The 12,485-nt window shown below is 66.3% G+C and carries 13 protein-coding genes; 9 read left to right on the top strand and 4 right to left on the bottom strand.

Translation table 11 applies throughout. The features are described from left to right. Positions 1-36: 36 nt before the first annotated feature. A complete protein-coding gene (gene coaBC / locus ASE31_RS14185; RefSeq protein WP_057202253.1) occupies positions 37-1,260 on the bottom strand; it encodes a bifunctional phosphopantothenoylcysteine decarboxylase/phosphopantothenate--cysteine ligase CoaBC in 1,224 nt (407 codons plus the stop codon). Positions 1,261-1,372: 112 nt separating this feature from the next. Between coaBC and ASE31_RS14180 the strand changes: the two genes are divergently transcribed. From ASE31_RS14180 to ASE31_RS14155, 6 genes are all read left to right on the top strand, one after another. Next, positions 1,373-3,043, top strand: a complete 1,671-nt coding sequence (locus ASE31_RS14180; RefSeq protein WP_057202251.1) for a CTP synthase — start codon at positions 1,373-1,375, stop codon at positions 3,041-3,043. A gap of 36 nt (positions 3,044-3,079) precedes the next feature. Further along, positions 3,080-3,937 (top strand): 3-deoxy-8-phosphooctulonate synthase, encoded by an 858-nt coding sequence (gene kdsA, locus ASE31_RS14175; protein WP_057202249.1) that lies wholly within the window; start codon positions 3,080-3,082, stop codon positions 3,935-3,937. Positions 3,938-3,940: 3 nt separating this feature from the next. Beyond that, positions 3,941-4,231: a DUF1330 domain-containing protein gene (locus tag ASE31_RS14170; RefSeq protein WP_007859228.1), complete on the top strand. Its 291-nt coding sequence runs from the start codon at positions 3,941-3,943 to the stop codon at positions 4,229-4,231. Positions 4,232-4,398: 167 nt separating this feature from the next. After that, positions 4,399-5,685: a phosphopyruvate hydratase gene (eno, locus tag ASE31_RS14165; protein ID WP_057202247.1), complete on the top strand. Its 1,287-nt coding sequence runs from the start codon at positions 4,399-4,401 to the stop codon at positions 5,683-5,685. Positions 5,686-5,788: 103 nt separating this feature from the next. Next, on the top strand, positions 5,789-6,067 hold the full coding sequence (locus ASE31_RS14160; protein WP_057202245.1) for a septum formation initiator family protein: 279 nt from the start codon (positions 5,789-5,791) through the stop codon (positions 6,065-6,067). 32 nt (positions 6,068-6,099) lie between these two features. Next, positions 6,100-6,576: a hypothetical protein gene (locus ASE31_RS14155; protein ID WP_157412466.1), complete on the top strand. Its 477-nt coding sequence runs from the start codon at positions 6,100-6,102 to the stop codon at positions 6,574-6,576. On the opposite strand, the gene ASE31_RS14150 is transcribed toward ASE31_RS14155, so the two are convergent. The 3 genes from ASE31_RS14150 to ASE31_RS14140 all read right to left on the bottom strand — a co-directional run bounded on the left by ASE31_RS14150 (position 6,536) and on the right by ASE31_RS14140 (position 8,803). Further along, complete coding sequence (locus ASE31_RS14150; protein ID WP_057202241.1) at positions 6,536-7,027, bottom strand: CZB domain-containing protein; 492 nt, start codon at positions 7,025-7,027, stop codon at positions 6,536-6,538. The two genes, ASE31_RS14155 and ASE31_RS14150, sit on opposite strands and share 41 nt — an antisense overlap. 107 nt (positions 7,028-7,134) lie before the next feature. Next, positions 7,135-8,127 (bottom strand): Hsp33 family molecular chaperone HslO, encoded by a 993-nt coding sequence (locus ASE31_RS14145; protein ID WP_057202239.1) that lies wholly within the window; start codon positions 8,125-8,127, stop codon positions 7,135-7,137. A gap of 151 nt (positions 8,128-8,278) precedes the next feature. After that, positions 8,279-8,803 carry a gamma carbonic anhydrase family protein gene (locus ASE31_RS14140; RefSeq protein ID WP_057202237.1) on the bottom strand — a complete coding sequence of 175 codons (525 nt, stop codon included), beginning with the start codon at positions 8,801-8,803 and terminating at the stop codon, positions 8,279-8,281. A gap of 103 nt (positions 8,804-8,906) precedes the next feature. Here ASE31_RS14140 and ASE31_RS14135 point away from each other — a divergent pair, with 103 nt between their 5' ends. From ASE31_RS14135 to ASE31_RS14125, 3 genes are all read left to right on the top strand, one after another. Then, entirely contained in the window at positions 8,907-9,710 is an 804-nt protein-coding gene (locus tag ASE31_RS14135) for a ferritin-like domain-containing protein (RefSeq protein ID WP_057202235.1), read from the top strand. Between the two features lie 82 nt (positions 9,711-9,792). Then, entirely contained in the window at positions 9,793-11,064 is a 1,272-nt protein-coding gene (locus ASE31_RS14130; RefSeq protein WP_057202233.1) for an EAL and HDOD domain-containing protein, read from the top strand. A 113-nt stretch (positions 11,065-11,177) separates the two neighbouring features. Next, entirely contained in the window at positions 11,178-12,458 is a 1,281-nt protein-coding gene (locus ASE31_RS14125) for an EAL and HDOD domain-containing protein (protein ID WP_057202232.1), read from the top strand. The last annotated feature ends 27 nt before the right edge of the window (positions 12,459-12,485 follow it).

Below are 12,485 nucleotides of genomic sequence, written 5' to 3'. Positions count from 1 at the left end.
CCTCCCCGCAGGGCTCAAGAAATGGGCGAAAAACCATCAGCCGCGCCGCGCGGGCAGCCGCGCAGCCACCTCGGCCACCAGGCGCTGCGCCAGGGAGCGCTTGGACGCCAGGGGCAGTTCGCGGTGGCCATGCTCATCCACCAGCAGCAGGGCATTGTCGTCCTGGCCGAAGGTGGCAGGGCCGATGTTGCCCACCAGCAGCGGAATTTTCTTGCGCAGGCGCTTGGCTGTGGCATGGGCCAGCAGGTCGTGGCTCTCTGCTGCAAAACCCACGCAATAGAGTTCGCCGGACAGCGCCTCTGGCAACCGGGCCACGGTGGCCAGGATGTCGGGGTTCTCGACGAAGGCCAGCGTCGGGGCCTGGCCCGAGCCGTCCTTCTTGATCTTTTCATCGGCCTGCGTGGCCGGGCGCCAGTCGGCCACGGCCGCCGTGGCGATGAACACCGAGGACGTGGGCGCCAGCGCCATCACCGCAGCCAGCATCTGCTGGGCCGACTGCACGTTGACCCGCTGCACGCCACGCGGCGTGGGCAGGTGCACGGGCCCAGCCACCAGGGTCACCTCTGCACCCGCTTCGCGCGCGGCACGGGCGATGGAAAAGCCCATCTTGCCGCTCGACAGGTTGGTGATGCCGCGCACCGGGTCGATGGCCTCGAAGGTCGGGCCCGCCGTGATCAGCACCTTGCGCCCGGCCAGGGGCTTGGGCGTGAAGAAGGCGATCAATTCGTCGAGCAGCTCCAGCGGCTCCAGCATGCGGCCGTCGCCGGTTTCGCCACAGGCCTGGTCGCCATTGCCCACGCCGAGCACCCGGGCGCCGTCTTTCGCGACCTGGGCCAGGTTGCGCTGGGTCGCGGGGTGGGCCCACATCTCGCGGTTCATGGCGGGCGCCAGCAGCAGCGGCACACGGTCCATGGGGCGCGCCAGGCACAGCAGGCTGAGCAGCTCGTCGGAGCGGCCCTCGACGAGCCGGGCGATGAAATCGGCGCTGCAGGGCGCGATCAGGATGGCGTCGGCCTCGCGGCTCAGGTTGATGTGGGGCATGTTGTTGGGCTCGCGCGCGTCCCACTGCGAGCCGTACACGGGCCGCCCCGACAGGGCCTGCATGGTCACCGGCGTGATGAACTGCGCGGCCGCCTCGGTCATCACCACCTGCACGGTGGCGCCCTCCTTGATCAGCTGGCGGCACAAATCGGCCGACTTGTAGCAAGCCACGCCTCCGCTCAGTCCCAGAACAATGTGTTTGCCAGCAAGCTCATTCATGGGCGCGAATTTAGCAGACGGCCAGCCTGCCGGTGCATGGCTTTGAAAGACCTTGGCAGGCCCGGTGCCGGGCGGCCATCTATAATCCCAATTTCCCACCACCAAAAAAGACATGACCAAATTTGTCTTCGTCACCGGCGGTGTGGTGTCTTCCCTGGGCAAGGGAATCGCCTCAGCCTCCCTTGCCGCGATCCTCGAATCGCGGGGCCTCAAAGTCACCCTCATCAAGCTCGACCCGTACATCAACGTGGATCCGGGCACCATGTCACCGTTCCAGCATGGCGAAGTGTTCGTCACGGACGATGGCGCCGAAACCGATCTCGACCTGGGTCACTATGAGCGTTTCATCGAAACGCGCATGAAAAAGACCAACAACTTCACGACCGGCCGCATCTACCAGAGCGTGCTGGAAAAGGAGCGCAGGGGCGACTACCTGGGCAAGACCGTGCAGGTCATCCCGCACGTCACCAATGAAATCCAGGAGTACATCAAGCGCGGCGCAGGCGTCGGCACCGATGACGCCGTGGACGTGGCCATCGTGGAAGTCGGCGGCACCGTGGGCGACATCGAGTCCCTGCCGTTCCTCGAAGCCGTGCGCCAGCTGAGCCTCAAGCTCGGCCCGAACAATGCCGCCTTCGTGCACCTGACCTACGTGCCGTGGATCGCCGCGGCCGGCGAGCTCAAGACCAAGCCCACCCAGCACACCGTGCAGGAGCTGCGCAAGATCGGTATCCAGCCCGACGCGCTGCTGTGCCGTGCCGACCGCCGCATGCCCGAGGACGAGCGCGCCAAGATCTCGCTGTTCACCAACGTGCCCGAGTGGGGCGTGATCAGCATGTGGGACGTGGACACCATCTACAAGGTGCCGCGCATGCTGCACGAGCAGGGACTTGATGGCCTGATCTGCGACAAGCTGCGCCTGAACACGCCGCCCACGAGCTTGAAGCGCTGGGACCAACTGGTGTACGAAACCGAGCACCCACAGGGCGAGGTCACCATCGCCATGGTCGGCAAGTACGTGGACCTGTCGGACAGCTACAAGTCGGTGAACGAGGCGCTGCGCCACGCCGGCATGAAGAACCACGTGCGCGTGAAGATCGAGCACGTGGACTCCGAGACCATCAACGCCGCCGACGCGGCCGAGAAGCTCGCCAAGTACGACGCCATCCTGGTGCCCGGCGGCTTTGGCGCACGCGGGGTGGAAGGCAAGATCAGCACCGCCCGCTTTGCCCGCGAGCAGCAGGTGCCCTACCTGGGCATTTGCCTCGGCATGCAGGTGGCCACCATCGAGTATGCGCGCCATGTGGCCGGCCTCAAGGACGCCAACAGCACCGAATTCGAGCCTGCCACGCCGCACCCCGTGATCGCCCTGATCACCGAGTGGAAGGACGCCGACGGCACCATCAAGCAGCGCGACGAGAACTCCGACCTGGGCGGCACCATGCGCCTGGGCGCGCAGAGCTCGGACGTTTCGGCCGGCACGCTGGCGCACGAGATCTACGGCAACATCGTGACCGAGCGCCACCGCCACCGCTACGAAGCCAACGTGAACTACCTGGACCAGTTGCGCAAGGCGGGCCTGGTGATCTCGGCACTGACGCAGCGCGAGCAGCTCACCGAGATCGTCGAGCTGCCCAAGAGCGTGCACCCCTGGTTCATCGGCGTGCAGTTCCACCCCGAGTTCAAGTCCACCCCCTGGAACGGCCACCCGCTGTTCAATGCCTTCATCAAGGCGGCGGTGGAGCACCAAAAGAGCCTGCAGCAGCCCGCCGTGGCGGCCTGATCGGCACAACCCATCCAGAAAAGAAGAGACCCTGCCATGAAACTCTGCGGCTTTGATGTCGGCCTCACACACCGCTTCTTCCTCATCGCGGGCCCCTGCGTGATCGAGTCCGAGCAACTGCAGATGGACGTGGCCGGGCAGCTCAAGGAGATCACGGGCGCCCTGGGCATTCCGTTCATCTTCAAGAGCAGCTTCGACAAGGCCAACCGGTCTTCGGGCACCAGCTTTCGCGGCCCGGGCCGCGACAAGGGCCTGGAAATCCTGGCCAAGATCCGCAAGGACCTGGGCGTGCCGGTGCTCACCGACGTGCACACCGAGGACGACATCACCGAGGCCGCCAAGGTGGTCGACGTGCTGCAGACGCCGGCCTTCCTGTGCCGCCAGACCGACTTCATCCGTGCCGTGGCGCAGTCGGGCAAGCCGGTGAACATCAAGAAGGGCCAGTTCCTCGCGCCGCACGACATGAAGAACGTGATCGACAAGGCCCGCGCTGCCGCCAAGGACGCCGGCCTGCCCGAGGACAGCTTCATGGCCTGCGAGCGTGGCGCGAGCTTTGGCTACAACAACCTGGTGTCGGACATGCGCAGCCTGTCCATCATGCGCGAGACCAACGCCCCGGTGGTGTTCGACGCCACGCATTCGGTGCAGCTGCCCGGCGGCAACGGCACCAGCAGCGGCGGCCAGCGCGAGATGGTGCCGGTGCTGGCACGCGCGGCCGTGGCCGTGGGCGTTGCCGGCCTGTTCATGGAAACCCACCCGGACCCGGCCAACGCCCTGTCCGACGGGCCCAACGCCGTGCCGCTCAAGCACATGAAGGCGCTGCTGGAGACGCTGGTGGCGCTGGACGGCATCACCAAGAAGAACGGTTTTCTCGAAAACAACTTTGGAGCCTGAGACATGAGCAGTGGTTACGTCATCGCATCGGTCACCGTCACCAACCCCACACAGTACGAGGAGTACCGCAAGTGGAGCACCATCGCCATGCAGGCCCATGGCGCCGAAGTCTGCGTGCGCGGTGGCAAGGTCGAAGTGCTGGAAGGCGACTGGAACCCCGGCCGCACCGTGATCCTCAAGTTTCCGAGCTTCGAAGCGGCCCGCGCTTTCTATGACACGCCCGAATACCAGAAAGCCAAGGCGGCGCGCGAAGGCGCCGCCATCATGCGCATGGTCTGCGTAGAAGGCGTATAGCCACCGCAGGCCGCAATACGTACCCGGTACGTACCGCACCTGCCCCGAACACTATCAAATCGGTAGCATAGAATCGCGACCGACGCGCGGCGGCGCCAGGCACCGCAGGTGGTTTGCCCCTCCTGCCTGCCCGTCCGGATGAATTTCAAAAACCCTCAAGGAAGATCATGAGTGCCATTGTTGACATCGTAGGCCGCGAAGTGCTGGACAGCCGCGGCAACCCCACCGTCGAATGCGACGTGCTGCTGGAGTCGGGCGTGATGGGCCGTGCGGCCGTGCCTTCGGGCGCCTCCACCGGCAGCCGCGAAGCCATCGAGCTGCGCGACGGCGACAAGAGCCGCTACCTCGGCAAGGGCGTGCTCAAGGCGGTCGAGCACATCAACACCGAGATCTCCGAAGCCGTGCTGGGCCTGGATGCCTCCGAGCAGGCTTTCCTGGACAAGACGCTGATCGACCTGGATGGCACCGACAACAAGGGCCGCCTGGGCGCCAACGCCATGCTGGCGGTCTCGATGGCCGTGGCCCGTGCAGCCGCCGAAGAATCCGGCCTGCCGCTGTACCGCTACCTGGGCGGCATGGGCAGCATGCAGCTGCCCGTGCCCATGATGAACGTGATCAATGGCGGCGCACACGCCAACAACAGCCTGGACCTGCAGGAGTTCATGATCATCCCCGTGGGCGCACCCACCTTCCGCGAAGCCCTGCGCTGGGGCGCCGAGGTGTTCCACGCACTGAAGAAGATCCTGCACGACAAGGGTATCAGCACCGCCGTGGGCGACGAAGGCGGCTTTGCCCCCAGCGTCGAGAACCATGAAGCGGCCATCGTGCTGATCCTGCAGGCCATCGAATCCGCCGGCTACACGGCGGGCGAGCAGATCGCCCTGGGCCTCGATTGCGCGGCCAGCGAGTTCTACAAGGACGGCCACTACGTGCTCGAAGGCGAAGGTGGCCTGAAGCTCACGGCCACACAGTGGACCGACATGCTGGCATCGTGGTGCGACAAGTACCCCATCATCAGCATCGAAGACGGCATGCACGAAGGCGACTGGGATGGCTGGAAGATCCTGACCGATCGCCTGGGCAAGAACGTGCAGCTGGTGGGCGACGACCTGTTCGTCACCAACACCAAGATCCTCAAGGAAGGCATCGACAAGAAGATCGCCAACTCGATCCTGATCAAGATCAACCAGATCGGCACGCTGACCGAGACCTTCGCCGCTATCGAGATGGCCAAGCGCGCCGGCTACACCGCCGTGATCTCGCACCGCTCGGGCGAAACCGAAGACAGCACCATCGCCGACATCGCCGTGGGCACCAACGCCGGCCAGATCAAGACCGGCTCGCTGTCGCGCTCGGACCGTATCGCCAAGTACAACCAGCTGCTGCGCATCGAGGAAGACCTGGGCGACATCGCCCACTACCCCGGCCGCGCTGCGTTCTACAACCTGCGCTGACCTCTGCCCGCATGCCGGCCCGGCCGCCCGCCCTGTTGCGCGCCGCCCGCCCCCCACGGGGCGGCGCGGTGGCCATGGTGCGTGGCTGGTAAGCTGAAGCGCCATGGTCAACCGCCTTGTTCCCGTTGTGCTGCTGGCCCTGCTGGCAGCCGTGCACGCCCAGCTGTGGCTGGGGCGCGGCAGCCTGCCGCGCGTGAACGAGATGCAGCGCCAGATCGACGTGCAAAAGGCCGCCAACGCACAGGCGCAGCAGGCCAACGAGCGCCTGACCTCCGAGGTGCATGACCTCAAGGAGGGCCTGGACATGGTCGAGGAAAAGGCGCGCAGCGAGTTGGGCATGGTCAGGCCCAACGAAATCTACGTGCAGTTCACGCCGCGCTGAGCGGTGTCAGCGCCCTCTCACGGCCCCCTCTCGTGCCTTTGAAGATCGTGCTGCTGGGCGCGCCCGGCACCGGCGCACAGGCTCTGGCCGACGCCCTGGCGGCGCACCTGGCCGCCACGCCCTCCTCCACACCCGTGACTCTGGTCGTGCTGGCGGACTTCTCCGCCCTGGACCAGACCGCCTCCATGGCACTGCTAATGGGCCTGGACCTGCCCTGCCCGCCAGACCAGCAGCCCGCGCAGCAGGCGGCCGACGCGCAGCTGCGCGCGGCGCTCAATGCGGCGGGCGTTCCCTACCGGGTGGTGTATGGAACAGGGCCGGCCCGTCTGGCCAGCGCCTTGCGAGCGCTAGGCGCCGTGCTGGGCGTGCCTGAAAGCGATGCCGTGCAGGCCAACGAATCCCGCGCGGTCCGTCTACGCGCATATGGGTGCGAAAAATGCAGCGATCCGGTGTGCGAGCACCGGCTGTTCACTGCGCTGACCCGGCCTCCTGCGCCAGGCTGCGCTTGAGCTCCTTGAGCAGCAACACCACCTGGCTGGAGCCGTGGCGGTAGCCGCCATTGAGCACCTGCACCACGCGCGGCCATTCGCCCTGCTGCGCCAGCTCGACAATGGTGGCGGCCTGTTCGTGGAAATACTCGTGGCGCGCCACCAGCAGGGTGAAGGCCGGGCGGTCGCCCAGCAGTTCGGCACCCACACCGTGCAGCCAGCGGCCCAGGGCGTCCTGGTCGGTGCGGCGCACCATGGCCGGGTCCAGCCCCTTGGAGGAGCGGCCTTCGAGGTAGTCCATCAGCCGCTCTTTCCAGCGCTCGTGGGCGTTGATGGCGGCGTCCAGGTCGAGCACGGCCAGCACCGTGTCGGCACGCCGGGAGTCCTGCGCGAGCGAGCTTTCGCAAAGCGCCAGTGGCGGCACTCCCCTGTGGCGGGCACCCATGCCCATGACGCGACTCAGAAACCCCATGACAGCCCTTTGTAACAGGCCTTGATGGTAGACCCGCCGCGCTGCACGTGCCGGCCGCGATTGTCAACGATGGTCAGATGGCCAGCCCGGTGCGGCGGCCACCGCCCCTATTGCATGCCCGTGGGCGCTGGCGGTTGGATGATGGCCGGCTCCACGAAGATCTGCGCCGCATCCACCGCATCGAAGCGGTACTGCTGGCCGCAGAACTCGCAGCCCACCTCGATCTCGCCGCGCTCGGCCAGGATGCTCTCGGCCTCCTCTGCGCCCAGGTTGCGCAGCATGGCGCTCACGCGTTCGCGGCTGCAGGTGCACGCAAAGCGCGGGCCCGTCTCGCCCTGCTGGGGCTCGAAGCGCACCAGCTTCTCCTCCCAGAACAGGCGGCGCAGAATGGTGTCCACGTCCAGGCTCAGCAGTTCCTCGCGGGTCAGGCTGGCGGCCAGGTGGGCGATGCGGTTGTAGTCTTCGTTGTGGCCGATCTGGTCTTCGTTCTCGCGGTGCGTGAGGCCCGCCGCCAGATTGCCCTCGCCCTTGATGGGCATGCGCTGGATCAAGAGGCCCGCCGCCACCTTGTCGTTGGCGCCCAGCACCAGCACGGTGTCGAGCTGCTCGGACTGCAGCATGTAGTGCTGCAGCACGTCCGACAGGCGATCGAGCTTCTCGTGGTGGTCGCCGTGCAGCGGCACCACGCCCTGGTAGGGCTGCTGGCCGGGGTGGCGGTTCTTGGGGTCGAGCGTGATGGCGCAGCGCCCGCCGCCGCCCACGTTCACCATCTGGCTCAGGCGCGCATCGGCCGGCACCTCGCTGGTGACGGTGGCGGTGGCGCGCAGGGAGAGGTCGGACTGCACCTCGGCCACGGCCAGCTTCACCGGCCCGTCGCCAAACACCTGCAGGACCAGCGCGCCATTGAACTTGATGTTCGACTGCATCAGCACGCCCGCCGCCGCCATCTCGCCAAGCAGTTCGGTGACCGGGGCGGAGTAGGCGCCGGTGGCCGAGTTGCCGGCACGCCGGGCCAGGATGTCGGTCCAGGCGTCAGTCAGGCGCACGAGCATGCCGCGCACAGGCAGGCCATCGAAGAGGAATTTGTGGAGTTCAGACACTAAGCAGGGTTCCAGGTAAATACAAGGATCGGTGGAGAGGTGCTCCCATGCGGATTGGCATTCAATCGGATAACCAGGCGGGGAGCCGCAGACAGTGCTGTAGCACGGCAAGGGTCCCCAACGACGTTATACGGTGGAAGGCCAATCCGCATCAGCCGATCCGGTGCAGGCCGCTCTGGAAGCGGCGCGCATTGTCGATGTAGTGTTGCGCGCTCTGGCGCAGGCCCTCGATCTGCTCGGGGCTCAGTTCGCGGACCGCCTTCGCGGGGCTGCCGATGATCATGGAGCCATCGGGAAACTCCTTGCCCTCGGTCACCAGCGCGCCGGCGCCCACCAGGCAGTGCTTGCCGATCTTGGCGCCATTGAGCACGATGGCCCCGATGCCGATCAGCGACTCGTCGCCGATGGTGCAGCCGTGCAGCATGACCTGGTGGCCCACCGTCACGCGCTCGCCCACCACCAGCGGCTTGCCGATATCGGCGTGCAGCACGCTGGCATCCTGGATGTTGGAGCCGGCGCCGATGGTGATGCTTTCCGTGTCGCCACGCACCACGGTGCCGAACCAGACGCTCGCGTCCTCGCCCAGCACCACGTTGCCCATGACCTGGGCGCTGTCGGCCACCCAGGCCGAAGCGGCCACCTGGGGAATCGCACCATCGAGTTCGTAAATCGCCATACCGCAGACTCCAGACAGAAAGAAAATATTGCCCGCATCGGGGCCTGCCAATGGTTACAAAGCGTTTGCGGCGTTGCAGATGGCAGGGCCTAGAATTGTAAGGATGGAGCTACGCCAACGTGCACTGCAGGTCTTGTGCCTTACAGACCCCGAACAAAAAGCGGCGCAGTCGCTGAGCCTGCACGCGCAGGCCGCTCAGCTTTCAATAGCAGACAAAGCCCCTGAAGGCCCTACGGAACCAGGCGTGCTGCCCGGTCGCCCGGAGCGCCCGGTGTTGCTGCGGCACACCGAGTTGGCCCGCCGCTCCCCCGCCACGCCCGAAGGCCGGGCCATTTTGCTGCACGCCATCGCCCACATCGAGTTCAACGCCATCAACCTGGCGCTCGACGCCGTCTGGCGCTTCGATGGCATGCCCGGCGCCTACTACCTGGACTGGCTGCGCGTGGCGGCCGAGGAGGCCACCCACTTCAACCTGCTGCGCGAACACCTGCGCACGCACGGCCATGACTATGGCGACTTCCCGGCCCACCAGGGCCAGTGGACCATGTGCGAGAAGACGCAGGACGATGTCCTGGCGCGCATGGCTCTGGTACCGCGCACGATGGAGGCGCGCGGCCTGGATGCCACCCCGCAGATCCAGCGCAAGCTGCGCCAGGTGGGCTCGCCCGATGCGCTGGCCGCCGTGGACATCCTTGAGATCATCCTGCGCGACGAGGTGGGCCACGTGGCCATCGGCAACCACTGGTACCGCTGGCTGTGCACGCGCCAGGGGCTGGAGCCCGAGGCGCACTACAGCGTGCTGGCGCGCCAATACGAGGCGCCGCGCCTGAAGCCGCCGTTCAACGATGCCGCCCGCCGCGCAGCCGGTTTCACCGACACCGAGCTCCTGTGGCTCCAGCAGGGCTGAGCAGGCTGCTCGGACACCCGAACTTCCCTACAATGCCTCGCGTTCCCCCTCCCTTCATGCACAGCCAACGCATCCACGATCCATGTCCACCCACCCTGCCCATGGAACCACCTACCCAGCCCGGCCTGCGCCTGGCCAGTCTTCCGTGGCAATGATCGCGCGCCAGGCCATCGTCAATGGCCAGCAGATCGTGGTCGGCTACGAGCTGTTCAACCGCTCGCGCACCGAAGCCGCCCACACGGCGGCCAGCGATGTGATCCTGATCTTCAATGCCCTCTCGCATGCGGGCACCGAAGAGCTGGTGGGCAAGAAGCTGATCTTCGTGAACTGCACGCACGAAAGCCTCTCGGGCGGCCACCTGGAGCTGCTGGACCCGGACAAGGTGGTGCTGGAGATACCGCCCCTGGGCCACGCCGCAACCGATGAGGTGGCTGCCCGCCTGCCCATCCTCAGCGGCCTGCGCGAACGCGGCTTTCACCTGGCGTTCAACCATACGGTGCTGCAATCGACCTATGCCCCCTGGCTGCCGCTGGCCGACTACATCAAGCTCGACCTGTCGGTGCTGGCGGTCGACCAGCTGGCGGTGCTGATCAGCTATGCCGGGCGCCACTCCCAGGCCGAACTGATCGCCGAGAAGGTGGAAACCGCCCAGCAGTACGACACGGTCTCCACCCAGGGCGTGCAGCTGTTCCAGGGCTACTGGTTCGCCCGCCCAGCACTGGTCGAGGCGAAACTGCTCACGCCGGCGCAAAGCAGCATCATCCAGCTGATCAACCTGGTGCGCCAACAGGCCAGCACCGACGAGATCGAAGAGGTGCTCAAGAAGGATGCGGGCCTGGCCTTCAACCTCATGCGCCTGATCAATTCGGCCGGTTTCGGCATGAACCGCGAGATCACCTCCTTCCGCCAGGCGGTGATGCTCATGGGCCTGAAAAAGCTCTTCCGCTGGGCAGCCCTGCTGCTCACGGCCTCGCGCACCAGCGGCGCGCCCTCGTCCGTGGGCCAGACCGCCGTGGTGCGCGGGCGCCTGATGGAACTGCTGGCGCTGGAGACCCTGCCCCCCGACGAGGCCGACCAGGCCTTCGTCGTGGGCATCTTCTCCCTGCTGGACGTGATGCTCTCCATCCCCATGGAATCGGCCATCGGCCTGCTCAACGTGCCCGACGCATCCGCTGCGGCCCTGCTGCGCCGCGAGGGCTTCCTCGGTGACCTGCTGAACCTGGCCGAGGCCTGCGAGTCCAGCGACGACGCCGTTTTCGACCGCGCCGCCGGCACCTTGCACCTGTCCAGCCAGCAGATCAACCTGGCCCACCTGCAGGCCCTGGCCTGGGCCGACCAATTGACCGAGGACTGACCGAGGATTGACCCTGCGGTCGAGAGACGTGCAAGATGCATACAGAAGGATTACTGCAGCGGGTCTAGAATCCGATCCAGTAGCCCTCTCTGTCTATCCCTATCCAAGCGCCCATGTCGACCACCCCTGAACAAGCCGCCTCCGAAGTCGATCCGACCCAGGAGAACGTCGAAGACAGCAATCTGGCCATCATTGCGCGCCAGCCCATCGTGGACCAGCACCGCGCCGTGTATGGCTACGAGCTGTTCGACCGCTCCACCGCCACCGCCTCGCACACCGCCGCCAGCGATGCCGCCCTGCTGTTCAACGCCCTGTCGTACGCAGGCACCGAGGCCCTGGTGGGCAAGAAGACCGTCTTCATCAACTGCACGCACGACAGCCTGGCGGGCGGCCACCTGGAGCTGATCCACCCCGAAAAGGTGGTGCTCGAAGTGCCCCCGCTGCCCGACAGTGCCACCCAGGAAGAGATCGACGGCCGCGTTCCCGTGCTCGAGTCGCTGCGCGCCCGTGGCTTTCGCCTGGCGTTCAACCAGCATGCCCTGCGCCGGGCCTATGCCAGCTGGATGCCGCTGGCGGCCTACATCAAGCTGGACATGCAGGCCTTCAAGCCCGAGCTGGCAGGCCCGCTGGTCAAGTTTGCCGGCAACTACGCCAAGGCCACGCTGGTGGCTGAAAAGGTGGAGACGCCCGAGCAGTTCAAGATGATGCTCGACCTGGGCGTGAAGCTGTTCCAGGGTTTCTGGTTCGCCAAGCCCTCGCTGGTCAAGGCCACCACCATCCGGCCTTCGCAGGCCACCATCATCCAGCTGATCAACCTGGTGCGCAAACAGGCCAGCACCTCCGAGATCGAGGACCTGCTCAAGAAGGACCCCACGCTGTCCTTCAACCTGCTGCGCTTCATCAACTCCTCGGGCTTCGGCCTGTCGTGCGAGATCACCTCGTTCCGGCACGCGGTGATGATCCTCGGCCTGAAAAAGCTGTTCCGCTGGGCGGCGCTGCTCATGACTACCTCGCGCGCCGACGGCTCGCCGCCGGCCGTGGGCCAGACCGCCGTGGTGCGCGGCCGCCTGATGGAGCTGCTGGCCACCGAACTGCTGCCGCCCGAAGAGTGCGACAACGCCTTCGTGGTGGGCGTGTTCTCGCTCCTGGACACCATGCTCAACGTGCCGATTGAGAAGGCCCTGGAATCCGTGGCCCTGCCCCAGGCCGTGACCGACGCGCTGCTGCACAACACCGGTGTGTTCGCCCCGTTCCTGGAGCTCACCAAGGCCTGCGAAAGCGGCGACGAAGTGGTGTTTGCCCGCACGGCAGAAGCCCTGCACCTGTCGAACCGCCAGGTCAACTGGGCCCACCTGCAGGCCCTGACCTGGGCCGAAAGCCTGAACGCAGACTGATCGCGCACCGACCGCACCATGCGACAA

The sequence above is a fragment of the Acidovorax sp. Root217 genome (assembly GCF_001428645.1).
In the GTDB taxonomy this organism is placed as follows: Bacteria; Pseudomonadota; Gammaproteobacteria; order Burkholderiales; family Burkholderiaceae_C; genus Acidovorax.
The sequence above is the reverse complement of the archived record's forward strand: the minus strand, read 5'-3'. Positions and strand labels throughout refer to the sequence as shown.

Bases quoted from the DNA above. Each gene is read 5' to 3' on its own strand.
- ASE31_RS14140 (WP_057202237.1), bottom strand. From the start codon at position 8,803: ATGGCGATTTACGAACTCGATGGTGCGATTCCCCAGGTGGCCGCTTCG.
- ASE31_RS14180 (WP_057202251.1), top strand. From the start codon at position 1,373: ATGACCAAATTTGTCTTCGTCACCGGCGGTGTGGTGTCTTCCCTGGGC.
- kdsA (WP_057202249.1), top strand. From the start codon at position 3,080: ATGAAACTCTGCGGCTTTGATGTCGGCCTCACACACCGCTTCTTCCTC.
- eno (WP_057202247.1), top strand. From the start codon at position 4,399: ATGAGTGCCATTGTTGACATCGTAGGCCGCGAAGTGCTGGACAGCCGC.
- ASE31_RS14135 (WP_057202235.1), top strand. From the start codon at position 8,907: ATGGAGCTACGCCAACGTGCACTGCAGGTCTTGTGCCTTACAGACCCC.
- ASE31_RS14130 (WP_057202233.1), top strand. From the start codon at position 9,793: ATGTCCACCCACCCTGCCCATGGAACCACCTACCCAGCCCGGCCTGCG.
- ASE31_RS14170 (WP_007859228.1), top strand. From the start codon at position 3,941: ATGAGCAGTGGTTACGTCATCGCATCGGTCACCGTCACCAACCCCACA.
- coaBC (WP_057202253.1), bottom strand. From the start codon at position 1,260: ATGAATGAGCTTGCTGGCAAACACATTGTTCTGGGACTGAGCGGAGGC.
- ASE31_RS14160 (WP_057202245.1), top strand. From the start codon at position 5,789: ATGGTCAACCGCCTTGTTCCCGTTGTGCTGCTGGCCCTGCTGGCAGCC.
- ASE31_RS14150 (WP_057202241.1), bottom strand. From the start codon at position 7,027: ATGGGGTTTCTGAGTCGCGTCATGGGCATGGGTGCCCGCCACAGGGGA.
- ASE31_RS14125 (WP_057202232.1), top strand. From the start codon at position 11,178: ATGTCGACCACCCCTGAACAAGCCGCCTCCGAAGTCGATCCGACCCAG.